This window comes from Moraxella sp. CTOTU48841 (assembly GCF_032061225.1).
GTDB lineage: Bacteria > Pseudomonadota > Gammaproteobacteria > Pseudomonadales > Moraxellaceae > Faucicola > Faucicola cinerea.
The window spans coordinates 85,414-110,614 of the sequence record NZ_DAMBFQ010000005.1 but is presented as its reverse complement, the minus strand read 5'-3'; the positions used below and the strand labels follow the sequence as shown (position 1 = coordinate 110,614).

20 protein-coding genes and 2 riboswitches are annotated in these 25,201 nt (G+C 44.9%); of the genes, 10 read left to right on the top strand and 10 right to left on the bottom strand.

Going from position 1 to position 25,201, the window contains the following annotated elements; all coding sequences use genetic code 11:
• Positions 1 to 80 precede the first annotated feature (80 nt).
• From RT034_RS07170 to RT034_RS07155, 4 genes are all read left to right on the top strand, one after another.
• Positions 81 to 2,909 carry a ComEC/Rec2 family competence protein gene (locus RT034_RS07170; RefSeq protein WP_313015523.1) on the top strand — a complete coding sequence of 943 codons (2,829 nt, stop codon included), beginning with the start codon at positions 81 to 83 and terminating at the stop codon, positions 2,907 to 2,909.
• Positions 2,910 to 3,000: 91 nt separating this feature from the next.
• Positions 3,001 to 4,083, top strand: a complete 1,083-nt coding sequence (gene sppA / locus RT034_RS07165) for a signal peptide peptidase SppA (protein WP_313015520.1) — start codon at positions 3,001 to 3,003, stop codon at positions 4,081 to 4,083.
• Positions 4,084 to 4,181: 98 nt separating this feature from the next.
• On the top strand, positions 4,182 to 5,009 hold the full coding sequence (locus RT034_RS07160) for an alpha/beta fold hydrolase (RefSeq protein ID WP_313015628.1): 828 nt from the start codon (positions 4,182 to 4,184) through the stop codon (positions 5,007 to 5,009).
• Between the two features lie 29 nt (positions 5,010 to 5,038).
• Positions 5,039 to 5,773 (top strand): CPBP family intramembrane glutamic endopeptidase, encoded by a 735-nt coding sequence (locus RT034_RS07155; protein ID WP_313015516.1) that lies wholly within the window; start codon positions 5,039 to 5,041, stop codon positions 5,771 to 5,773.
• Between the two features lie 17 nt (positions 5,774 to 5,790).
• Here the strand turns inward: RT034_RS07155 and dusA are convergent, their stop codons facing one another.
• The 3 genes from dusA to RT034_RS07140 all read right to left on the bottom strand — a co-directional run bounded on the left by dusA (position 5,791) and on the right by RT034_RS07140 (position 10,199).
• Complete coding sequence (gene dusA, locus RT034_RS07150; protein ID WP_313015626.1) at positions 5,791 to 6,759, bottom strand: tRNA dihydrouridine(20/20a) synthase DusA; 969 nt, start codon at positions 6,757 to 6,759, stop codon at positions 5,791 to 5,793.
• A 120-nt stretch (positions 6,760 to 6,879) separates the two neighbouring features.
• Positions 6,880 to 8,202, bottom strand: coding sequence for an MFS transporter (locus RT034_RS07145; RefSeq protein WP_313015513.1), 1,323 nt, complete (start codon positions 8,200 to 8,202; stop codon positions 6,880 to 6,882).
• 299 nt (positions 8,203 to 8,501) lie between these two features.
• Positions 8,502 to 10,199, bottom strand: a complete 1,698-nt coding sequence (locus RT034_RS07140; protein WP_313015510.1) for a phospholipase D family protein — start codon at positions 10,197 to 10,199, stop codon at positions 8,502 to 8,504.
• A 156-nt stretch (positions 10,200 to 10,355) separates the two neighbouring features.
• Here RT034_RS07140 and RT034_RS07135 point away from each other — a divergent pair, with 156 nt between their 5' ends.
• Positions 10,356 to 11,597, top strand: a complete 1,242-nt coding sequence (locus RT034_RS07135) for an O-succinylhomoserine sulfhydrylase (RefSeq protein ID WP_313015508.1) — start codon at positions 10,356 to 10,358, stop codon at positions 11,595 to 11,597.
• A gap of 73 nt (positions 11,598 to 11,670) precedes the next feature.
• Here RT034_RS07135 and RT034_RS07130 read toward each other — a convergent pair whose 3' ends face one another.
• A complete protein-coding gene (locus RT034_RS07130; protein WP_313015505.1) occupies positions 11,671 to 12,435 on the bottom strand; it encodes an NAD-dependent deacylase in 765 nt (254 codons plus the stop codon).
• Between the two features lie 199 nt (positions 12,436 to 12,634).
• Between RT034_RS07130 and RT034_RS07125 the strand changes: the two genes are divergently transcribed.
• From RT034_RS07125 to RT034_RS07115, 3 genes are all read left to right on the top strand, one after another.
• A complete protein-coding gene (locus RT034_RS07125; RefSeq protein WP_313015501.1) occupies positions 12,635 to 12,964 on the top strand; it encodes a YbaB/EbfC family nucleoid-associated protein in 330 nt (109 codons plus the stop codon).
• Between the two features lie 145 nt (positions 12,965 to 13,109).
• A complete protein-coding gene (gene recR, locus RT034_RS07120; protein ID WP_313015497.1) occupies positions 13,110 to 13,718 on the top strand; it encodes a recombination mediator RecR in 609 nt (202 codons plus the stop codon).
• 82 nt (positions 13,719 to 13,800) lie between these two features.
• Complete coding sequence (locus RT034_RS07115) at positions 13,801 to 15,012, top strand: ribonuclease D (protein WP_313015495.1); 1,212 nt, start codon at positions 13,801 to 13,803, stop codon at positions 15,010 to 15,012.
• Positions 15,013 to 15,088: 76 nt separating this feature from the next.
• On the opposite strand, the gene RT034_RS07110 is transcribed toward RT034_RS07115, so the two are convergent.
• The 6 genes from RT034_RS07110 to gcvT form a co-directional block, all read right to left on the bottom strand.
• Entirely contained in the window at positions 15,089 to 16,480 is a 1,392-nt protein-coding gene (locus tag RT034_RS07110; protein WP_313015493.1) for a GntP family permease, read from the bottom strand.
• A gap of 169 nt (positions 16,481 to 16,649) precedes the next feature.
• On the bottom strand, positions 16,650 to 19,532 hold the full coding sequence (gcvP, locus tag RT034_RS07105; protein ID WP_313015491.1) for an aminomethyl-transferring glycine dehydrogenase: 2,883 nt from the start codon (positions 19,530 to 19,532) through the stop codon (positions 16,650 to 16,652).
• A 92-nt stretch (positions 19,533 to 19,624) separates the two neighbouring features.
• Complete coding sequence (locus RT034_RS07100) at positions 19,625 to 20,359, bottom strand: nitroreductase family protein (protein ID WP_313015488.1); 735 nt, start codon at positions 20,357 to 20,359, stop codon at positions 19,625 to 19,627.
• A gap of 132 nt (positions 20,360 to 20,491) precedes the next feature.
• Positions 20,492 to 20,872, bottom strand: coding sequence for a glycine cleavage system protein GcvH (gene gcvH / locus RT034_RS07095; protein WP_036604652.1), 381 nt, complete (start codon positions 20,870 to 20,872; stop codon positions 20,492 to 20,494).
• Positions 20,873 to 21,105: 233 nt separating this feature from the next.
• A complete protein-coding gene (locus RT034_RS07090; RefSeq protein ID WP_219300314.1) occupies positions 21,106 to 21,492 on the bottom strand; it encodes an MliC family protein in 387 nt (128 codons plus the stop codon).
• A 113-nt stretch (positions 21,493 to 21,605) separates the two neighbouring features.
• Positions 21,606 to 22,739 (bottom strand): glycine cleavage system aminomethyltransferase GcvT, encoded by a 1,134-nt coding sequence (gene gcvT / locus RT034_RS07085; protein WP_313015485.1) that lies wholly within the window; start codon positions 22,737 to 22,739, stop codon positions 21,606 to 21,608.
• Positions 22,740 to 22,879: 140 nt separating this feature from the next.
• A riboswitch (glycine riboswitch) is annotated at positions 22,880 to 23,010 on the bottom strand.
• A gap of 31 nt (positions 23,011 to 23,041) precedes the next feature.
• Positions 23,042 to 23,158: riboswitch (glycine riboswitch) on the bottom strand.
• A 456-nt stretch (positions 23,159 to 23,614) separates the two neighbouring features.
• On the opposite strand from gcvT, the gene RT034_RS07080 reads away from it, so the two are divergent.
• Both RT034_RS07080 and ruvB read left to right on the top strand, forming a co-directional pair.
• On the top strand, positions 23,615 to 24,067 hold the full coding sequence (locus RT034_RS07080; RefSeq protein WP_313015483.1) for a hypothetical protein: 453 nt from the start codon (positions 23,615 to 23,617) through the stop codon (positions 24,065 to 24,067).
• A gap of 94 nt (positions 24,068 to 24,161) precedes the next feature.
• Positions 24,162 to 25,145: a Holliday junction branch migration DNA helicase RuvB gene (gene ruvB, locus RT034_RS07075; protein ID WP_062331309.1), complete on the top strand. Its 984-nt coding sequence runs from the start codon at positions 24,162 to 24,164 to the stop codon at positions 25,143 to 25,145.
• Positions 25,146 to 25,201 lie beyond the last annotated feature (56 nt).

Sequence of the window (25,201 nt, the reverse complement as noted above, 5' to 3'; positions counted from 1 at the left end):
GCTATTTGTTTTACTATATCGTTCATTCGATAATTGTAAGGGAAGTAGCGAGCTATCGCTATCTTTATCAAGGATGAAACATGATTTGGCTCATCACGGTTGCCAGTTTGTTGGGTTTTTTAGTGGTAAATACACTAGCAAATCAACCCTTGATGACAGGTTATGCGCTAGCCAGTTATGATGCAAAAATTTGGTATGTTTTATCAGTAGTACTGTTGATAGCGCTGCTAATCAATTTAGGTTTATACCATGGCTGCAAGCGTAAACAGCTAAAAAGAGCATTGCCAAACCCTGCATTCGCCTACCGTTTTGCCTTACCGTTATTATCAAGCTTTATCTTTTTGCTGACGCTCATGTTGAGCGCCAGTTATGGTTTATATCATTATAAGCGGTATGAAGACGCGTTATTGCCCTCAGCGCTCACAGTGGATGCCATCGTTGAATCCCATCAGATCAGCGATACGGTGAGCCAAATGAGCCCATTATCAAATGATACTGCCCTGATTGGCAATGGTTTCATCAAACAAATCCTGCAAGTCCGCGTTGATAAGGACGGTGATGCTGATGCATCGTCATCAACCCTTCAACCACCGCTAACGGCACTCATTACCGCTAATATCAAAGACAACCCTGATTGGGAAGCGACCTTGTCGCAGTTAAGACCTGGCATGCAGCTTAACGTAAAATTACAGCTTGAGCCCATTGCAAAGCCTAAGCCTACAAGCTTACCCAGCAATGCTAAACCGCTCATGCTAGGATTTGATGAAGCGCAATGGTTAAGGCAGCGTGGGGTGCAAGCAAAGGGAGTGATCATCGGTATTGAAAAAACGAGCCTACGGGAATTTAACCCATCCCATGTGAAAGAACGTATGGCTATTGCTATCGAACAATTGCGCTGGCAACTACGCCAAAAAATCCTCGCCAATTTGCATACAACCCTGCTGAAACAATCCACCTCTATAGTCAATGCTAAAAATAACGACATTGCTCAATCCACGTCTCAAAGTTCAAGTCAGAGCGCTATCCAAAGCCATGCAATCTTATTAGGACTGTTAACGGGTGATAAAAGCCTGATGGATAGCGACCTTAAGAATCGCTATCAAGTCACGGGGATTAGCCATTTATTGGCAATTTCAGGCCCGCATGTGTTGATGCTAGCTTCTATCGTATCCATTTTTTTATTATGGCTCGTTAAATGGCTTGCGCCCCAGTTGTTGGTCAAATTACCGAGTAGTTTGTTGGTGCTTTGGGTGAGTGTGGTGATGGCAGGGTTTTATGCGCTATTGGTGGGTTTTGAGATACCTGCCCAGCGGACATTTTGGATGCTGTTACTGCTCACGCTGTCGAAACAGTTATTGGTTAATTTTTCTGCTTATCGGCTGTTGGCTTGGGTTGCGCTAGGCATGACTTGGCTTGAGCCGATGTCTGTCGGGCAAGCAGGGTTTTGGTTATCCTTTGTGGCGGTGGTTTTACTGTTGAAATTTAGCGAGACAATAGGGACAGTTAGCGCCGTTGAAATTAAGGATGTTAGTCAGTTACTAGCGCCTACGGCACGCAGCGATGTGCTGAGTGGTTTTGTTAAAATCATAAGCCATCAATTCAAGGCGTTACTAAAGCTGCAAATTTGGCTGTTTATTTGGATGCTGCCCATCGTGATGTGGTTTTTTGGCAAAATATCGGTCATCGGCATTTTGGTAAACTTGCTAGCCGTACCATTTTTAGGCTTGGTGGTTGTACCCTTGGATATGTTGGCAGGCGTCGTTAGTTGGCTACCTATGGTGGGCGATTGGCTAAGCCAAATCATTTGGTCGATGCTAACAACCCTGCTCAATCTATTTCACTGTTTGCTCAACCAACTTATCGACACGGGTGTTGCCAAACAATCATTTTTCGCCTTGTCACAAACCCAGCTTGCCCTGTGTTTGTTAATTGCGCTATTGGGGTTGTTAAAAGGCTTGTTGCCTAGAATGCTGATGTTGCCACTGGCTATCCTATTGATATTATTGCCACTGCAGCAGCGCAGCTTAAGTAACAACAAACCGACTCTGGCAGTTGCTGATAACCCTAAACTGGTAATCAGTTTGTTAAAGAAAGGCGATGATAGCTGGCTTATTTTGTCGGACAATCAAGTAAAAGCCGCTCAGGCGGATAAACCCAATTTTTTGAAAACCAAACAAGCTATCCGTAATGTTGCGGCTGATGAAGAAATCAGTTCGCTGTTGAATCGTGATGTTTATCCGCTGTTGGCAAATCAGCAGGTTCACCAATTAACTGGGGTGATTAGTCAAACGCCCAGTGTCCGCGTCAATGAGCTGGTGCAACAACTTGCCACCAATGTACCTGTTCAAGCCTACTGGCTGGCAGGATATGATGTCGAACACAGCAGGCTTGATGTAACAGATAAGGCTGTATCTACAAGTTTTCGTGCGATTACACCCCGCAGTTGCCAAACCGCCCAACATTGGCAACAAGATGGCTTGGAAGTGACAGCAGTGTCGGGATGGCACTTGGATTTAGCCTTAACCGATGAGCAAAAGCTAGCGACCCAAACCTGTTATATTCACATCCGTTTTATGCCACCAACCAGCAAAACCTACGATGTGCTGATGTTGGCAGGTAATAGCGATATCCCCATGCAAATGACTGAAAAATTATGCACGGTATCGGCAACGCATTTACTGATCCAGCCCTATAATTTATCTATTAAACCATCGTGGCTAGCGTTGACAAAACCTTCCTTACTGCATGTGGTCACAGGCGCGTATAAGTCGCAAAAACTGGGCGAAGATAGCCAGTTATCGCTGACTAGTTGGTCAGTGGATAAGCCTGCCGCCCACCCGTTCGAAGTCCTGTATGCCGATCAACTGGGTGCGGTAATTTACACGCTCGCCCCAGATGATACGGACTGATGATTGACGATTTGGCTACAAGGCAGTGATTGTAATTTTGACCGCTTCCCCCTATCATGGGCGGTAAATTACCTATTGCAAAGGAACTTTTATGTCAGATAATTGGCCACCCGATCCCAACCAACCCTCACAGTCAAAGCCACCCGTTCATCAAAACCATACGCAAAACTTGCCACCCAATGCGCCATACGCAGGCCAAGAATGGCAATTGCTAGAAAAAACCCTCATGGCAAGCCTTGTGGAGCAGCGCCGTGCAAGACGCTGGGGTATTTTCTTTAAGCTTATCACCTTGGGCTATGTGCTACTATTTGGGGCGGTGGTAGCCAAAGGCTGTAGTGGCTCTGCCAAAAGTGGCATGAGTGATATCGATATGAGCAACCCGCATTTAGCCGTCGTCGATGTCAAAGGCGTCATCAGCAGCGACAATGAAGCCAATAGTCAAGCGGTGGGCGAGGCATTGACGGAAGCGTTTAACAACGACCAAGCGCAAGCGGTAGCATTACGCATCAACTCACCGGGTGGCTCGCCTGTACAATCCGATGAAATCTGGCAAACCATGACCGAATTGAGAAAAGCCCATCCTAACAAAAAACTGTATGCCGTTATCGAAGATATGGGTGCTTCAGGCGCGTATTATATCGCTTCTGCGGCAGATGAAATTTGGGTCAATCCCTCAAGCTTGGTCGGCTCAATCGGCGTGATTATGCCAAGCTACAATGTCCAAGGTTTGATGGATAAACTAGGCGTTAAAGATGGCACCATGACAGCCGGTGCGCACAAAGATATTTTAAGCATGAGTCGCCCGCTCTCCGATTTTGAGCGCCAACATGTACAAGGTGTCCTTGATAACACCCACGCCCATTTTATCAATGCTGTCAAACAAGGTCGCGGCAATCGCCTCAAAAACCCTGACGCCAATCAGCTTTTTTCCGGGTTGTTTTGGAGTGGTGAGCAAGCGATTAATCTCGGTTTGGCGGATAAAAAAGGCGGCATCAGCACCCTTGAGTCTCAGCTCAAACTAGACAATGTAGTGGAATATAATCCAGAAGACCCGGTGAAAAAAGTGTTTGGTAAATTTGCCAGCCAAATCGGCTATGGGTTTGGCGAAACGGTCTCCAAAGGCTTTACCAGCCAATTAACCCAAGCGGCTGCAAATGATAAAGGAATGCAATAACCATGTCATCTGAGACGAGCCAGTATCCGTTAGCCAATGGTTTGCCTTCTGCGCCAACGCTAGCGACAGGGACAGGGGGCATAATAGAGACAGCAGGAATAGGGCAAAAACCGCTAATACACTTTGCGCATGCCAATGGCATTCCATCACGTAGCTATCAATATCTGTTTGATTTGCTGAGTGATGAATTTGATATTGTCTATATTCCAGCGCTAGGCATTGACCCGCGTTATCCGGTTGATAATCATTGGCAAAAACTGACCCAACAAGTGATTGATAGCATCCAAGCGCACTTAAGCGCGCGCGGGCAAAACAAGGTCATCGGGCTAGGGCATTCGCTTGGCGCATTGTGCACACTGCAAGCCAGCTATGAGGCGCCCGAGCTCTTTAGCCAAGTGATTGCCTTAGACCCACCGCTCATTCATGGCTACTATTCGATGGCACTACATTGGGCAAAACGCTTCAGCCCACGGTTGGTAGATAGGCTCACGCCTGCAGGTCTATCAAGCCATCGCCGTGACACATGGCCAAGCCGTGAAGTCGCCTACGAGCATCTACGACATAAAGCATTCTATCGACACTTTGATGAGCGCTGTTTTAATGATTTTATTGGTTATGGCTTGACTGATACCGCAGATGGACAAGTGACGCTTACCATTCCAAAAGCGGTGGAAGTGGCGGTGTTTCGTACCAACCCCTCGCTATACTGGCAAAAACCTAACCATCCGCCGGCTGTTCCTGCCAAGCAAATAATTGGTAAAGATAGCCTGTTTTTCAAACGTGGGTTTCCTGCGCTGGTCAAACAGCGTATGGGCATTGATTTTGAAGTGCATGAAGGCGGACATATGTTTCCGCTAGAATACCCAGCCAGTACGGTTGAACGAATCAAAGCGCTTATTCACTCAGTCAATCATGATATCCAGTAATAACACAAATAGCCATTAAAGGGTTTAATTTGCAAAATTTATCATTACAGCCTAGCACCCCCATCTACGATTTGCCAAAGACCATTGTGCTATCCATGGTGTTATTGGTGGTGTTTTTTGCCAGTCAATTGATTGGCGTGGTGTTATTTGCACCATGGGTGCTACAAGATGCCGCAAATTTGGCTATCGCTGAAAAAGTGTTGCAGGGCAGTGAAAACGGCACGGTAATGAGTCTATCTCTAGGCTTTACCTTAGCCATGGTGCTCGGCTGCGTTTATTTGTTTATCCGATTTAAAAACAGCCGTATCAAAGATTATCTTGCCCTCAAGCCCTTTACTTGGTATCAGTTGTTACAATGTAGCGCGCTACTGATTGTGCTGAATGTTATCATCAATCTAGTTACCGTCTGGCTGGGTCGCGAGCCCATGATGTTTATGGACAATCTTGCTGAGTCCGCACATCCACGCTGGCTGCTTGTGCTGGCGATGGTGGTATTTGCGCCGATTTATGAAGAAGTGATATTTCGCGGGTTTATGTGGACAGGGCTTGCCAGCTCAAAGCTTGGTATGTGGGGCGCCAGTGTGCTAACCAGTATCCTATTTGCGGTGATTCATATGCAATACGGGGTGGTCGAGTTGTTGGGGATTTTTTGTCTAGCGATGTTATTTAGCTATGGGCGTATCATGTCAGGGTCACTGTTATTGCCTGTGGTGTTGCATATGATGAATAATGGCTTGGCGATGTGGCAGTATTTATACAGTTAGTCTTTTTTAGCTAACTTTTAACCCACATTCAACGCCAATACCGATTCACCCGCTTCACGAACTTGGGCGACCGAGAGGGATTTTTGCCCGCTAAGCGCCTGACGCCATTTACGACTGCCTGTCAATCCTTGGAACAAGCCCAAATAATGGCGCATAATGACCGTCAATGGTGTGCCTCGCGCGTCACTGGCTGCCAAAAAATCCAGTAATTGATAAAAAATATCCGCTCGGCTAGGTACTGGCTCGTCCCACAGCTGCATGGCTTCGGCTAGAATGTAAGGGTTGTGATAAGCTTCACGCCCAATCATCACACCATCGACTTTCGTCAGATGGGTTTTGATTTCATCAATAGTGGTGATACCGCCATTGATTTCCACAAATATATCGGGAAAATCCTGCTTTAAGCGGTACACATCCTCATAGCGAAGGGGCGGAATTTCACGATTTTGTTTAGGGCTTAAGCCTTGTAGCCAAGCGGTGCGCGCATGGACGATGACATGCTGACAACCTGCTTTTACCACATGATCTACAAAATCCGCCATAAACTCATAACTATCAAAATTATCAATGCCAATGCGATGCTTGACAGTGACGGGAATATCCACCGCATCACGCATGGCAGAGACAATATCTGCCACCAATTTGGGCTCTGCCATCAAGCAAGCCCCGATTTTGTAATGTTGTACCCGATCTGATGGGCAGCCGACATTTAGGTTGATTTCATCGTAACCGTAGTCTTGCCCGATTTTAGCACAGCGCGCCAATTCATCAGGATTTGAGCCGCCAAGCTGAAGCACCAAAGGATGTTCATTGGGATAAAATCGCAGCTGATAGTCTGTATCTCCCTGCAATATTGCCGAGGTACTGATCATTTCAGTATAAAGGTAAGTATAAGGATTGAATAATCGAGCAAAGTAACAATAATCGCGTGTACTCCAATCAATCATCGGTGCGGTGGACAATCGTTTATGCTGCATTGAGGTCATAGGCAGGGTTATAGGCAGTGTCATCGGCAAATATTCAAAAAAGTGGCTAATCTATAGCTAATCTGTCAAAGAAAGCACTAAAAAAAGCGATGGTAAAACAACTATCAGCGATGAAAAAACTCAAGAATTCATCAGCCGCTTATCTTCCATGCGATACAAACCATGCAAATTGGTCAACAACATACCCATGATAATGCCAATCACACAGACAAACACCAAATACAAGGCGCTTGAAAGCATTAATTTACGTGAAAAATAAACCAATAGCACAGGCAATAATGCGCCTGCCAATGCATACGCCACGTTATAGCTAAAGCTAATGCCACTTAGGCGTACACTCACTGGAAACAGACGCACACAAATACTTGGGACTAAGCCAATCACACCAGAGAAAAACCCTAAAATTGCATAGTTAATCAGTAGTAATTCGCTACTGTTTTTTAGTGAAACAAAGAAAACAACACTGGCAATGCTTAAAAATATACAGCCTAAAGTAAATACACGACCTGAATTAAAACGATCGGCAAAATAACCATAGGTTAACGCCCCCAATCCACCAAAGATAATACCCACTCCATTGGATATCATCATCAAACTGGTATCGACATCAAAAAACTGGATACCCAATATCGGCAAAAGCAAATAAATCGTCAAATAAACACTGGCGGTAAACCAGGACAAACCCAGCGTCATCACCGTACCATAACGGTATTTGATAATAGCTCGGCGTATCGGCAGACGTTTAACCAAGCGATTTTTAGACTTAGCCATCAGCCAAAGCGGGGTTTCTTCAAGCTTGGTTCGTAACAGCACCGCAAATAGCGTACCGATACTGGCGAGGACAAAAGGAATACGCCAGCCATACGATTGCATCTGGGCAGGGGTAAGCATATTTGATAAGGTGGAGCTTAAAATATTGCCCATCAAAGTCGACAAAATCAGTGCACTAATAAGACCGCCACACACTGATCCTAATTGACGCCGAGGCATATGCTCAGCAATATATACCCATGAAGCGGGTACCTCAGCCCCATAGCCAAAGCCTTGAATTAAACGCAATAATAGTATGAGAACAATCGCTGCCACACCAATATGATGATAGCTAGGCAAGCAGGCAATCACTAAACCAGACGCACCCACCAACAGCAAACTATACAGCAACACACGTTTTCTGCCATAGCGATCGCCGATATCACCCAATATCAAACCGCCTAGCGGTCTTGACATATAACCGGCTAAAATCAGCAGCAAAAAACAAATCGACTTTAACGACTCAGGCATATTATCTGGGAAAAAAGCTTGATTGATACTATCATTAAAATAAAAATAAATCGTAAAATCAAAGGAAGCAAAAAAAGCCCCAAAAATCGTTAAATACACCACGTTTTTTTCGTAGCGATTTAAATCCCTAATTTCTTCGTTGGCATCATGAAAAAATGGCATAGTTGACAATATTACCTAGAAGCTGGCTAAAGGTTTACAAGCTTTATAATCAATGGAAAAATAGGTTATTTAACGTGCTAAAAAATTAAATTCGTCACTATTCACATGACAAATTAAATCAATTGAAAAATTGAACAATAATTTGTCAAAACTGTAATAAATTTAATTATTTAAACAAATATTACAACCAAATGTCACAATTGAACAGTTGAGATATATTACTTTTTGAAACCGCATACTATAGTGATTTTGATACTATTTTTACTATCAAAAATGTGTGTTTTTTGTAATATAGCCGCTTACAATAAGCGCTTAAATGGCAAGGCAGAAAAAATCTTTAGCCAAAGTCCATTGACAAACGTCATATGCGGCTCTTTATCCAAGCTGATAAGCTTTTTATTGGTTTTATCATCATGGGTTTGCCATATCAGTTGTTCATTATCAGTGAGATTGACGCGGTAACTGACATTGAGCATAGAATTATCAAACGTATTATGAAAGGATTTGGCAAGCGCTTTATCTTCAATCAGCACACCAAGCTCGGTATTGATATTGGCAGAGCGCGGATCCACATTGTAAGAACCGATAAAAGTGTATTTGTCATCCACCGCAAAGGCTTTGGTATGCAAACTGGTGCTGTATTTACTGCGATATAAGCTACGTTTTTTGCGGCGAAAGTCTGCATCGGCAGAGGATTTTAACTCATACAGTCCAATTCCCGCTTTGAGCATCGGCACGCGTGCTACGTTATACCCGGAATGTACGATAGGCACATCGGTTGATTCATACGAGTTGGTAAAAATATTGATTTTTACCCCGTTTTCCATGAGTTTGCTTAGTTGCAGTACGCCCAAGTCAGTGGGCACAAAATACGATGAGACAATGGTCAATTGCTGTTTTGGGGTGCCAATACGGGCACGAAGCTTGGATACCAATCGGCTATCTTTATCATCTTGATTAAGCAGTTTTTTGACATCATCTGCCAAAAATTCCATTGGTTGCCAACGAAATGGGATTTTTTTGTTATACAGTTGTTTATCGACTATTGCGCCATTTTGTACCCGATAAAGTTGCGAGCTTTTATGCAGATGAGACTGGCTGTTGACCGGTGCAATCGCAGTCAAAGTCCCCAAAAATGGCTCATCGCTTTTATTACGATCGGGGTTTTTTGAGGGTTTGACCAAACGCTCGATATCATACGATAGAGGACTATCCCAATAATCTTCAAAACTATCATTGATTTGGTTGACCACTTTGCCGGCAAGCAAAACATCCAAATCAGCAAACTCAGCGATGCTATCTTTACGCAGATATTCATCGCCAATATTGCGCCCACCAATGATGGATAACTGGCGGTCAAAGGTCATGCTTTTATTGTGCATGCGGCGTTGGTAGCGGGGCAGTGCTACCACAAAATTGGCGGGGGTAAAGCTGCGCACCATTTTGGGGTTAATCAATCGCACTTGGATATTAGGATGTGCAGCAAAGGCAAGCAGCTGTTGGTCAAGTTCCGGATTGGTGTTCAAATCATCGAGTAACAGCCGTACTTTGACACCCCGATTGGCGGCTTGGTACAAGTCTTTAAGCATCAATTGCCCTGCTGCATCGTTGTGCCAAATATAGTATTGGATATCGATGGTTTGCTGAGCCATTTCAGTCAAAATACTGCGTGAAGCAAACGCATCACTGCTATCAATCAGCGGATAATAACCGGAAAATTTGCTCGGTGAGGGGTTTTTGCTGGCACTGATACGGCTGATTAAATATTGACCTTGTATACGCGATTTTTCGGAAAATTTTTGCGCACCTGGCAGCTGCGTTGATACAGTTGGTGTAGCGGCGATATGAGGGTTGCTCGGCAGCATTTGACAACCGGTAAGTGGCGTAAGTAGCAGCGTAAGTAGCAATGGCAAGCAAAACGTCACAATTTTGGTGGTAAATTTTTGCGATGCTAGTCTGACAAAGCCAACAGATACCGAATAAAATGCTGCTACCAAAGCCTCAATCCTTTTAAAAAATCACTAATTAACGTGGCACTCACCTAAGAAAAGTTGGTTGTCATGGCGTTTTTGCGTAAAATACTGACTTGAAAGCCACCGTCAAATCCAACTTATGCTATCATAATTTATTTGATGCACAAAAGATGTAACATTATGACCCAATTAGACCCCAACTGGCAAAGTGATGCACTTGATTTAAGCCTAGAGTATGCCGACCAAACCATCGCCGTGCGCGGCGGTTATCACCGTACCGATGAAGGCGAACATAACGAAGCGATTTTTACCACCAGCTCCTACGTATACAAAAATGCCGCCGATGCCGCCGATCATTTTAATGGTAATAAAAAAGGCAATGTTTATTCTCGCCATACCAATCCGACCGTGCGCGCTTTTGAGCGTAGATTGGCAGCTTTAGAGGAAGGCGAGCGCTGCGTTGCAACCGCATCAGGCATGGGCGCGATTTTGACCATGTGTTTGGCGTACTTGCAAGCCGGTGATCATCTGCTAGCAGCCAAGCAATTATTTGGCTCATCCGTCGCCCTGTTTGATACCTACTTTAAAGCGTTTGGCGTTGAGGTGAGTTATGTCGACTGCTTTGACAATGACGCTTGGCAAAACGCGATGCAACCAAATACCAAGGTGCTGTACTGCGAAAGCCCTTCCAATCCTTTGGCGCAAATTGCCGATTTAAGCTTTTTATCAAGGCTCGCGCATGACCACGATGCGCTATTAATCGTCGATAACTGCTTTGCAACCCCCGCTATTCAAAAACCTTTAATGTTGGGTGCGGATGTGGTATTGCATTCCGCCAGTAAATATATTGACGGTCAAGGTCGTGTGCTAGGCGGTGCACTGGTCGGTAACAATGAATTGATGGAAAAAGCCTTTGGGGTAGTGCGTACCGGTGGGATTAGTCTATCGCCATTTAATGCGTGGGTGTTGCTAAAGGGTCTAGAAACCTTGTCACTGCGTATGAAAGCCCACTGCGAAAATGCCAATCAAATCGCTAAATTTTTGCACAATCACCCAAAAGTCAGCAAAGTGCATTTTTCAGGCTTGCCCGATCACCCATCCCATGACATCGCCAAACGCCAACACACCGCACTCAAAAATGTGCAAGGCGGTGCGTTTGGCGCCATTATTGGCTTTGAGGTGGCTGACCAAGCGGCAGCCTGGCATGTTATCGATAGTACCAACATGATTTCGATTACCAATAACCTAGGCGACGCCAAAAGCACCATTACCCATCCTGCGACGACGACCCATTTTCGCATGACATCTGAAGCAAGAATCGAGGCAGGCGTGAGCGAAGGCTTAATTCGCTTCTCAGTGGGGCTTGAAGATGTCGATGATATTATCGCTGATTTAAAACGCGGTTTGGATACACTCGCCTGATATAAAGCCAAAACCCATTAGACAGAACTCAAAAGCCAATAGCAAAATTTACTGGCTTTTTTATTGCGCTTTTTTATTTCAGCGCCTTGACCAACAACGGCAATATTTTCCCCGCGTTGTCAGGTAATACGATGTCAACCGCTGTGGTGTGGGTCGGATTGGGATTAATCTCGATGACGGTTGCGCCCTGTTGTTTTGCCAAATCAATCAAGCCCGCCGCAGGATAGACCACGCTTGATGTGCCGATACTCACCAATACCTCACAATTGAGCGTTGCCGTTTCTGCCGTTTGCCAAGCGTCCTGCGGCAACATCTCGCCAAACCACACAATATCAGGGCGAATCAAACCGCCGCATTCACAATGTTTCAATACCGTATCCGTCACAGCAATGGCTTTGTCATACGGCTTGCCGCAATCATGACAACGATTTTTGGCTAAATTCCCGTGCAGTTTTGCCACCGTGGCACCGCCTTGCTCATGCAGATTGTCGACATTTTGGCTAAATAGCGTCCAAGTTTTGCCTTGCTGCTTTGCCAATGCTTGCCATTCACCTAAAGCAAAATGGGCAGGATTGGGCTGTTTATCGGCGATTTGTCCACGCCACCATTGGTGCCATTGCCACACCAGTTCAGGCTCCTTTTCAAACGCTTGAACACTCACCAGATATTCGGCTTGGTATTGTTGCCACAGTCCGGTAAGTTTATCCCGAAAAGTCGAAATGCCACTTTCAGCCGAGACACCTGCCCCCGTCAGGATGGCAATATTTTGGGCGCATTTAATAACATCAGCGGCTTTATAGAGAGCGACCTCTAGCGATGCAGGTGTAGTTGTTGTCATAGTAATAGTCATAGTTTTTTTCTGTTAATGCATTTATGTGAGTGATGGTATCTTAGCATTTTTAGGTTAACAATTTTAGGTTAGCAGTTTTAGGTTAACAGTTGTATGTTAAAAATTTGGGCTAACGATTAGCAATAGACAGTTTGCGGTCAAATTCGCTACAATGAACCACCAACATTAGAAACAAACAGGAACACTCATGAACTTACAAGCCCTCATGCAACAAGCGCAAATGATGCAAAAACAAGTCGAAAAAAACGTTGAAAACGCCAAGAAAAAACTGGCAGAAAAAGAAGTGCATGCCGAAGCGGGTAGTGGCTTGGTGAAAGTCACCATGAATGGTCGCCATGTGGTCAAACGTTTATCAATCGATCCAAGCCTACTGCAAGACGACCCTGATATGATTGAAGATTTGATTGCGGCTGCTATCAATGATGCCGTGCGTCAGGCCGATGAACTACACGAGACTGAAATGGCGAATGCCACCAATGGCATGGGGTTGCCACCAGGCATGAATGGTTTATTCTAAACCCACTAGGGCTATACTAGGCTTATAAAGTAGCGCTATAAAATAGTGGAAAATTGCCTTGCGATTAGGCAGTCAAACCCCCATAAAAAGCTGATAATTGACTGTCAGCTTTTTTATTTTTTATCATGTTTATAAGAATGCGCCTATGCTAACGCCAAAATTTGATGAACTTGTAAAACAACTCAAAGTACTGCCCGGGGTAGGACCCAAATCTGCCCAGCGCATGGCATTGCACTTGCTTAGCTATAAACGCCCGCAAGGTCAAGCACTAGGCGAAGCCTTGATTGTGGCGATGCATGATATCAAGCAATGCCAAGTATGCCGTGGTTTATCAGATGAGGATATTTGCCCGATATGTAGCGATCCGCGCCGCAATGAGCGCGTACTTTGTATCGTAGAGACGGCAGCAGACATGATGGCAATCGAGCAAACCGCTGGGTTTAACGGTAAATACTTTGTGCTTGGCGGGCATTTATCACCCATTGATGGCATTGGGGTGGAGCAGCTCGGCATCAATCAGCTGATTGAGCTGTTAAAGCAACACCAAGCCGTGCAAACCCCGGTGGAAGAAATCATCTTGGCGACCAGTACCACTGTAGAAGGGCAAACCACCGCGCATTTTATCAGTGAAGCGGTCAAGCCTTACGTCACTCATATCAGCCGGATTGCTCAAGGGATTCCGATGGGCGGCGAGCTTGAGTATTTAGATAGCATGACACTGGGTCAAGCCCTGCAAAATCGTGGACGGTTATAAAATCTTTTCATCAGTTTGACAAGACAAAATCCTAGATTCATCATAAAATACGCTTAAATTATCCGTCCACAAGACCCAAGTTATGCTCATCCAAAATCCGTTAAGCCCAGCCCAATTACAACAACTTCATGACTTGCCAATCCATTGGGTGAAAACTCAGGATGCGCTTTTTGCCCTGCTCGATGACCTAGAGCAAGTCGATACCATTGCGTTAGACACTGAGTTTATTAAGCGCGACACTTTTTTTCCTATTCTTGCGCTGATTCAAATCAATACAGGCAAAGCGATTTATTTAATTGACGCGCCCAAGCTGTATTTAGAAGAATTTTGGGAAGTGTTAGCGGATATACCCACCGTGGTGTTACATGCGTGTGGCGAAGATTTGGGGATTTATTACTTACTCTCCAACTTGCCTGCGCTGCGCAATGTGTTTGATACCCAAATTGGTTTAGGTTTTTTGACCGGTGAAAATTCGCTTGGCTATCAAAAATCGCTGCAAGAAACCATTGCTGTGCATGTGGATAAAGGTGAGAGCCAATCGGATTGGTTGCAGCGCCCATTAACGCCTGAGCAAGAAAGCTATGCGGTAGACGATGTGCGTTATTTATTGCCGATGTTTGTGGCCATCAAAACACAGTTGATCGAGCAAGGTTTATGGCAATATGCGGTTGAAGACTGCCAAAGCTATACCCAAGAAATTTTTGCCAACTTTAGCACGCCTGATAATGCCTTGTACTTGAGTGTGGCTGATTACCGAGATAATCGCGAGCAACTCGCCATGCTGCAAACTCTGTGCGAATGGCGCGAACAACTTGCCAAATCAATCAATAGACCACGCACTTTTATCCTGCGCCCGCAGGCGCTCCGTGAAATCGTCGAAAAACCGCCTTTTAGTATGAAGCAGTTAGGTTTTACCAGTATCAAGCCCAATGTGATTCGCATGTATGGGCAAGAGATTTTGACGCTGATTGATAAGGTACGTAAAGAAGATGATGCGTCCTATCCAGCTCTATTGCCTTTGCCGTATCGCAGTCTGTCTAGCGATGTGCAAAAACAACTGGAAAAAGCGATTAAACAGCATGGGCAAACCCTGTCAATTGATGAGACAGTATTGATGCGAAAAAAATGGCTGTCAGAGCTGTATGCTTATGCTGTCGCAGCAGAAAAACCGGCATTAAGCCCTTGGCTGAGTGGCTGGCGCAAAGCGTGGATTATGGCAGAGATTTTACCCATTTTAGATACGGTGATTGCCAATAACTCGCCATCTAGCGACCATGAAACAACCGCTGAATAAATAAAAAAATCCCACCGCTGAGTGGGATTTTTTACTACTAAATGGCTTAAAAATAAACAGGTTAAAAATAAACAGGTTAAAAAGAACCCAGCATGGTACCCAAAGCAATCACCACCGTCACCGCAATCAGCGGAATTGCCATCGTCACCATGGCGACATCTTTATAAGATTGCTTGTGAGTCAAATGGCAAATGGCAAATAACGTAATCACCGCACCACTATGGGGTAGCGTGTCTAAGCCACCTGCTGCCATCACCGCGACCCGATGCAATAATTCAGGATCGATGCCATGCGCCACCGCCTGCGCCAAATATTCTTTGCCTAAAATGGGCAGTGCGATACTCAAGCCGCCAGAAGAAGAACCGGTGATGCCCGCTAAGGTGGTCATAGTCACAGCTTCTGAGATTAATGGGTTATTGGGCGACAGATTTAACACGCTATCTCGTAACACCGCAAAACCCGCCAATGTCGCAATCACCGCACCATAACCGACTTCTGAGCCTGTATTAAAAATAGGCAACATAGAGCTATAAGTGCCTTTATTAAGACTGTGTTGCAAGTTCGTCCATTTGCCCAAACGCAGCACAATCAAGGCAATAATTGCGGTGACTAAAGCGATAATGATTGACCAAAGTCCCAAAGCGCCCTTGATATCCAAGTCTTTAAATTGCGCTTGCAGTGCAGAAAAATCCATACTCGGAAAAACCGCATACGTTAACAAGGCATTTATGCCGATGACCAATACCAAAGGAATCATCGCCACCATAAAAGAGGTGTGATGGGGGTCTAAGTTATCAGCGTGCAGCTCATCATCTTCATGAATACCATATCCCTCGCCAGCCGTTTTGGCGCTATGGGCGCGTCGCTGCAGCCACAGCATGCCCAAGCCAAACATCACAAGCGAACCAATAATACCCAGTATGGGTGCGGCAAAGGCATTGGTACCGTAATAGGGAATGGGAATGGCGTTTTGGATGGCCGGTGTCCCGGGTAACGCCGTCATGGTAAAGGTAAATGACCCTAACGCAATCGCCGCTGGAATTAGCCTTTTTGGCACCCCTGCTGCCTTGAACAAATCTTTAGCAATCGGATAAATGGCAAAAGCCACCACAAACAGCGACACACCGCCATAGGTTAAAATCGCACAGACCAAAACCACAGCCAGTATGGCTTTATTCGCGCCTAATTTACTAACCACCGTTCTGGCAATCGCTGTGGCAGCCCCAGAATCTGCCATCAGCTGACCAAACACCGCCCCGAGCAAAAATATGGGAAAAAACTTCAATAAAAAGCCACTTAACGCTTTCATAAAAACGGTGGTATAGATAGGTAGTGAGCTTAGAATATCGCCTGATAGCGCCACCGCTAGGGTGGCCATCAAGGGTGCTAAAATTAATACAGAATAGCCGCGATAGGCAAAATACATTAATAGAAAGAGCGAAATAATAATCGCAATGGTACTAAACATAATGTCATCCTTGACTTATGATGGGTTTAAAGTCACGCGTGGTGATTACAATTTTTTTGAGTCCCCTGCATCATAGCAGAATTCTTTTGGCTCGCAATTGGCTTTATAGCAAAAAGCCACACATTTTTGCATGGCTTTTGTAAAAAATACGGTAAGTGTTGATTGATGTTTATTCCGCGATTTCACCATTCTCATAGCTTGAGATATCGGGACAAGAACAGATTAAATTTTTGTCGCCATACACATCATCGATACGGCTCACCGATGGCCAAAACTTATTGTCACGTACATAGGCGAGTGGATAGGCGGCTTCTTCACGGCTGTATGGACGATCCCAGTCACCGGTCACTACTTGTGCGGTGTGTGGTGCGTTCACTAGCGGGTTGTTATCTGCTGGCCAGTCGCCGTTTTTAACTTTCATCGCCTCAGCTTTGATTTGAATTAAGGCTGAGATAAAGCGGTCTAGCTCTTCTTTGCTTTCTGACTCAGTCGGCTCAATCATCAAAGTACCTGCTACGGGGAAAGACATGGTTGGCGCATGAAAACCATAATCCATTAAGCGTTTGGCGATATCAACTTCGGTGATACCTGTTTCGGCTTTTAGTGGGCGGATGTCAATGATACATTCATGGGCGACGCGACCGTTTTCACCACTATAAAGCACGGGGTAATGGTCTTTTAATTTCATAGCCGTGTAATTGGCATTTAATAGCGCAGCTTCTGTCGCTTGCACCAAGCCATCACGACCCATCATGGTGATATACATCCATGAGATAGGCAAGATGCTGGCTGAACCAAACGGGGCAGCCGATACCGCACTCATGCCATCTTGGGCATTGGGTACCGCAGATACGACATGATTGGCAATAAAAGGCGCCAAATGTGATTTCATGCCGATAGGACCCATACCAGGACCGCCGCCGCCGTGTGGAATACAGAAGGTTTTGTGCAAATTCATGTGTAGGACATCAGCACCGACATCCGCAGGCTGCATCATGCTGACTTGCGCGTTCATGTTAGCGCCATCCATATACACTTGACCGCCGTGTTGATGAATCAAGTCACAGATATCACGGATACCTTCTTCAAACACACCGTGCGTCGAAGGGTAGGTAATCATCAAGGCGCCCAGATTGTCGCTGTATTTTTCCGCTTTTTCAGTCAAGTCGGCAATATCAACATTACCACGCTCATCGGTGGCTACTACGACGACTTCCATCCCCATCATTTGTGCTGTGGCAGGATTGGTACCGTGAGCGGAGCGCGGAATCAGACAGATATGACGATTGGGTTGACCTAAGCTTTCATGATAACGACGAATCGCCAATAGTCCTGCGTACTCGCCTGAAGCGCCTGAATTTGGCTGCATAGAGATAGCGTCAAACCCTGTGATGGCTTTGAGTTGCTCTTGCAAGCCTTCAATCATTTCAATATAGCCGCCCACTTGTTCACGTGGCGCAAATGGATGCACATTGGCAAATTCATTCCAAGTAATCGGTAGCATTTCGCTAGTGGCGTTAAGTTTCATGGTACAGCTACCCAGCGAAATCATACTATGATTCATCGCCAAGTCTTTGTTTTCTAGCTTTTTCAAATAACGCAGCATTTCATGTTCGGTGTGATAACGATTAAACACAGGATGAGTTAAAATCGCATCGGTACGTAGCAGTGACGCTGGCAAAGACAAGCTGATATCATCAGATAATTGAGCGGCTACGCCTGTGAATAACTGCGTGAGTACACCAAAATCCGCTGCGTCACTGGTTTCATTAAAGGCAATCGCGATATGGTTATCGTCTACTTTGCGCAGGTTATAGCCGATATTAAGGGCGTTTTGATAGATTTGCTCAGTTTGACCATCGGTATTGACCAACACGGTATCAAAAAACTGCTCATGCACAATCGACATACCAGCTTGTTTGATGGCTTGGGCAAAAGCGCTTGCCAACGCATGAATGCGGGTGGCGATACGTTTCACGCCTTCAGGACCATGATACACCGCATACATCCCTGCCAGATTGGCTAGCAACACTTGCGATGTACAAATATTTGAGTTGGCTTTTTCGCGGCGGATATGTTGCTCACGGGTTTGTAGTGCCATACGCAAGGCTTGTTTACCTTGGGCATCCACTGATACGCCAATGATACGACCTGGGGCAGAACGCTTGGCACTGTCTTTAAAGGCAAAATAAGCCGCGTGTGGACCACCAAAGCCCATCGGCACACCAAAACGCTGGGTGTTACCCAGTGCCACATCCGCACCCATGCTACCCGGTGATTTAAGAAGTACCAGACTCATTACATCCGCAGCAACGATTGTCTGCGTGCCTTTGGCTTTGACTGCACTGATGATATCAGTTAAATCAACCACATCGCCTTGCGCGCCCACGTACTGGAAAATTGCGCCAAAGAAATCGCCATTCTTGGCAACGTCAAAATCACCGACCACTATCTCCCAACCAAAATACTTGGCGCGGGTTTTGATGACATCTAAGGTTTGAGGGTAGATACGGCTATCAACAAAAAATTGGTTAGATTTACTTTTACCCACACGCTTTGCCATTGCCATCGCTTCAGCCGCCGCCGTCGCTTCATCAAGCAAACTTGCGCCCGCCAATTCAAGACCTGATAAGTCAATACAAACTTGTTGGAAGTTAAGTAAAGCCTCTAAACGACCCTGAGCAATCTCCGCTTGATAAGGGGTATAAGCTGTGTACCAGCCTGGGTTTTCAAGCACATTGCGCGCAATGACTGCAGGTAGGCGAGTCGGATAATAGCCTAAGCCAATATAGCTTTTATTGACCTTGATTTTATCCGCCAACCCGCGCAACTTTGCCAAGGCATCATGCTCAGTCATACTCAGGGGTAAATCTAACTCTTTGCTAAGACGTACCGAAGCTGGCACCGTCTGTTCAATAAAGCTTGCCATGCTGTCAGCGCCGACGGCTTTTAGCATTGCTTCTTTTTCATCTTGGCTAATACCAACATGACGATGAATAAATTCTGATGATTGGAATAAATCAGCAAATGATTGAAAAGACGGTTGACTCATTCAAGTTTCCTTTAGCGTCTGATAAAACATTGAAAAAAAATAGCAGGTTTTGCCATGGTTACCATGACAAACATCGGTTGAATGGATAAAAATCACACTTTAATGATAAAGCGCTCACGCTCAAAACGGTATTGCTCACTATAGATACCACGCTCATCACGCTCACCGGCAGCAATCACCATACAAATATGCTGGTCTTCATTGAGGTCAAGCAATTTTTTGAGTTGCGGCTCATCAAATCCTCCCATGGGGCAACTATCAAAACCGTGGGCACGCAAGGCGAGCATCAAATTCTCGGCAGCCAGTGACGTGCTAATGAGCGCCCAGTTTTTGAGATCGTCAGCATCATAGATGGGGTCAACCATCGCACCTCTGACTTTGCGAGTGGCTTGCGTTAGCGCCCACTTGGCAGGGGTGAACACATTCATCACACCGCGCGTCATGGTCAGCGGAATAAGTTTGCCATAATAATCTTGCACGGATTTTGGTACAGGTTTGACAGGAAAATACTTGATATTGTCTTTGGCATGTTGACGCCAAGTGTCAGTACGAGCGACCACAACAATCAGCTTATTGGCGGTTTTTGCTGCATTTTGGCTCATACAATAGGTCACAGTTTTTTGGCGTTTTTCTTCGGATTCAATCACAAAAAATTGCCAAGGCTGTAAATTACTTGAGCTAGGCGCTAACATCGCCATATCGAGACAGGCGTTTAGCACCTCATCACTGATGGGCGTTTTGGTAAAGCGTCGTACCGAACGGCGAGTGCTCACAACCTCATAAAAACTGGCTTGTTTTGGGTCAGCAAGCGGGGTAAGTGTTGACATAGCAGCTCTCAAGTTAACAAAATAAAGGATGCGTTACAGTTAATTGATAGGATAACAGGCTAAGGTAATCAAGCGAGTACCTTAGCTAGAGTCTATAAAAAAGACGAGATAAAAACTATGAGATAAAGATAATTAAATGCTATCTTGGTACTCGTCTGCGTCCATCAAGCCTTGGTAATCATCGGCATTGTCTGGTTTGATTTTAAAGAACCAACCTTCGCCATAAGGGTCTTCATTAATGGTTTCTGGGGCATCTACCAAGGCTTCATTCACCGCTAGGATTTCACCAGCGATGGGCGCGTATACATCCGAGGCAGCTTTCACCGATTCGACCACGGCAATTTCAGCATCCACCTCAACGTGTTCGCCCACTTCAGGCAATTCAACATACACGATGTCACCGAGCAAATCTTGGGCGTGGTGAGTAATACCAACGGTGATAGTGCCGTCTTCTTCTTGGCGTAACCATTCATGACTAGCCACATATTTTAAATCTGCTGGAATATTGCTCATAACTATTTTCCTCAAAGCGAAAGTAGGGGTGAAAATAAAAGGCTGTTAGCCAAGCAGTCGCACTTGGCGCCTTTTTACTAACCAGTTTTAAAAAGCTTTATAATTCAAAGGTTTAATAATTTAAAAAGCTTAGTAATTTAACAAACTGAGTAACAAAAATTTGGTCGATACAAAGTATATCGACCAAACTTAAAATAACTTAGCGGTTTAACCCATTCAACAAGTGAATCAGATTAAATAGCATTACACACAAAGTTATAATCACGACCTTGTGAGGTCACGGTTAACGCACCTTCTGCACCTTTAACGCCCCAATCATACACAGTAGTTTTGGTTGCATTTGACAAGGTATAGCGGTTACCCGAACCTGAGACATCTTGTTTTAACACCATCGCCGCTTGGTTTAGACCGAGCATTGGCGAAGTGATTTTTAAATTAGCAACATTGCTACCGTTTTCTTGACCGTAGAATGCCACAACTTCAGTGTTGTTGTCACACTTAAAGGTTTGTGAATTTGCTTGAACTGCCAACACTTGTGATGGACTGGGCTGTGCAACTTGGGTTGAGGTACAGGCCGCCAAGCTTGCCAAAAACGGTACAACAAACAGTAATTTTTTCATGATTTTACCTTCTAAGTATGATGAATTTATTATGAGTTTTTCAAATTACGCTGACTAATTATTTGAATGTTGTTCATTAATAAGCGTTAAATCCATCATAACACGATAAAATCCTAGTTGAATTGTTTGTTGCCATTTCTAACAAACGGTAACGAAATGATACGTACTGGCGTCGGTGTGCCCCGCAAATCAACGGTGGCTGCTGTATCCGTCGTCTTTGGAATACGGGCAATCGCAATCGATTGTTTTAGGCTTGGGCTAAAAGTGCCGCTGGTGATTACCCCAGTTTTGCCATTGTCTAGCGTGACCGTCATGCCTTCACGCAGTACCCCACGTGACTCTAGCACTAAGCCTACTTGCATGACGTCATTACCCTCAGCAATCGCTTGGTCTTGTTTGGCTTGCATAGCTTGACGACCCACAAAATCCCGATCGTCTTTTACCGCTAACGTCCATGCCATACCGCATTCATACGGATTGATGGTTTCATCCATTTCATGACCATACAAATTCATACCCGCTTCAAGACGTAATGTATCACGGGCACCTAATCCTGCTGGGGCGATGCCATGGTCTTTAAGTAAGGTAAAAAACGCTGAGGCTTGCGCTTGTGGCAAAATAACTTCAACGCCGTCTTCACCCGTATAACCGGTACGCGCCACAAACCAATCTGCGCCTTCAATGTCGGTCAAATCTTTGCCCACAAATGGTTTTAATGTAGCTAGGCTATCTGCCCAATTTGGTTTGGCTTGGCTCAGTTTATGCAAGGCATTAGGGCCTTGTACCGCAAGCATAGCAAGTTCTGGGCGCTCGGTAATGGTGACAGCAAAGTCTTTGGCGACTTTGTCAAACTGTGCCAAATCTTTATCACGGGTGGCGGCATTTGATACAATACGATACTCGGTCTCTGCATCGTTCATCCGGTAAACGATTAAGTCATCAATCACACCGCCGTTTTCATTTAGCATGGCAGAATAAAGCGCTTTACCGACAAATTTGAGTTTGGCGACATCATTGGCAAGCAGTTTTTGCAGCCAAGCTTTGGCGTCTTTGCCGGCGATGTCAGTCACGACCATATGTGACACGTCAAACATGCCCGCATCCGTACGCACAACGTCATGTTCTTGAATCTGTGAGCCATAATGGATAGGCAATTCCCAACCAGAGAAGTCAACGATTTTGCCGTTGCTATCGATATGGGATTGATAAAAAGGGGTGCGGTTTAAAGGCTTGTCTGTGGCTGACATGGCAAATCCTTGAGTGGGTAAAAATCAAATAACGGCTTGATGGTTTATTTGATGGTTTAATAGCGTGGGATAAAACGCTAAAGCCAAACATCGCACATCAATAGAGCACTAAAACTAATCCAACCTGATGTCGGTAGCTATCAGCCCTATCTGTCCTGTTACCTGAGATTTTCAATCGACTTGTCAGCTTCTTACTTTAGTATAGATAGACAAGTCAATCTTTTCCCCTTCGGTGGTATTGCAAAGCAATACACTCTCCAGATTTGTTATATTTTGATGCAGTGCATACGCCACTGCCAAAAATTACGATTCCAGTCCTTTTACCTGAGCGATTATAGGGTCTTTACGCCTTCGGTGATGGTTTTGGTATTTCATAATTTGATGAAAAACAAAACAACATTCTCTCCTGAAATCTTCGGTTATTATGCTGGGTTTTTAACTTTTTGACAAGCAAATTTGCACAGATTTTATGACCGCCTGATGTTTTGGCAATACTGCATTATGAGCATTATTGTGTTATAGCAAATAAAGCCAAAAGCAAGTATGATTAAAGCCACTGATGAACATGAAACTTTAAGTATTTAAATAAAGTTAAAGTGTTTAAATAAAGTGCTTAAATAATTTTTGTGGTTTTGGGTTAAAATGTTGCGCGCTGACCCCATTAAAAGCAGAATAATTTAGCCTTTAACATTTTGAATATCTTTGAATATTAACCCCAAATCCCAAAAGTTGTTACCAAAAGCTATTAAAAGTTACTATAAACGTCAGTGCTAACCTCGCTGAGTGAAAATTGGCTGATTAAGAACTGGTAGATGAGTTGGGTTGTTAGCTTATAAAGATGGCATGATAAAAGGAATAAAATAACGATGGACTTCATGAATATTTCGTTGATAGGCATTTTAACCAGTTTAGCCATGGGGGGTACGTTGCCCGACAATAGCAAAACCCAACAGCAAGTGTCGCAAGTGTCGACTCATATTTTGCCAAATATCGCAGGACAGTGGCAGCTGCGACTTGATAAAACCGACGCTGCGCAGCCAAGTTGCCAAGAGCGGTATAATTTTGGGCGTGATCAACAATTTATCGGTTCAAGCGGTCAGGAATTTACGTACGGCAAATATTTGTACGCTGACACAGGGGATGGCTTACCTGCACTAGCGATTCAGACCCAATACGATAACAATGCAACAGACTGTTCTGGCAATCGCGTTGACCAGACCGGCGATATTTTGGTTGCTTATGTAAAACAGCAAGGCGAGCAAATGCAGTGGTGCAAGGACAGTAAAGGCACCCGATGTGATATGACATTGTACCGTGTGTTGCCCTAAATTTTTTTACTTTTTCTCTCTACATCCCATAGCATTTGCAAGATTTGCCAGTGCTATTATTCCTGTTAAAACTTGCAACTAGTGTCAAATAATTATGATTCCACCTTTTTCAAGTGCCAATTCGCAGCAACGTCTGATTAGTCCGATGGGGCGCTCAGAAGACCAAAATGACAATAATATCCGTCCAGCCTTACTCGCTGAATATATCGGTCAGCCTGTGGTCAAAGAACAAATGGGCGTGTTTATCAACGCGGCATTATCGAGAAAAGAAGCGCTCGACCATACCTTAATATTTGGACCGCCTGGACTGGGTAAAACCACACTCGCCAACATTATCGCCCGTGAGATGGGCGGGAATTTGCGCTCGACGTCTGGTCCTGTGCTTGAACGCGCGGGTGATTTGGCAGCGATGCTGACCAATTTAGAGCCTGGTGATGTGCTCTTTATTGATGAGATTCACCGTTTAAGCCCGATGATTGAAGAAATCTTGTATCCTGCGATGGAAGATTTTCAGCTTGATATTATGATTGGCGAAGGACCTGCTGCACGCTCCATAAAGCTTGATTTGCCGCCTTTTACTTTGGTGGCTGCGACCACCCGAGCAGGATTATTGACCTCGCCACTGCGTGACCGTTTTGGTATTGTACAGCGATTAGAGTTTTATAATGTGGAGGACTTAACGACCATTGTCACAAGATCGGCTGGATTGCTTAACGTGCCTATGACCAAAGAAGGGGCAGTCGAAGTCGCTAGACGTTCGCGCGGTACACCGCGTATTGCCAATCGGTTGCTACGCCGCGTACGTGACTATGCCCAAGTTAAAGGCGATGGCACCGTCACCGCTGAAATTGCGCATAGCGCACTCGATATGCTCGCAGTTGATAAACGCGGGCTTGATAATCTTGATAGACGTTATCTTGAGATGTTAGAAGAGCGTTTTAATGGCGGACCTGCGGGGGTTGAGTCGATTGCGGCGGCTTTGGCAGAAGATAGAGGCACGCTTGAAGATGTGATTGAGCCGTATCTGATTCAGCAAGGTTATATCGTACGCACCGCACGGGGGCGGATGTTGACTTAATCTTTTGAATTTTTTAGTGAAAAACAAAAACCCCTTACATTGTGTAAGGGGTTTTT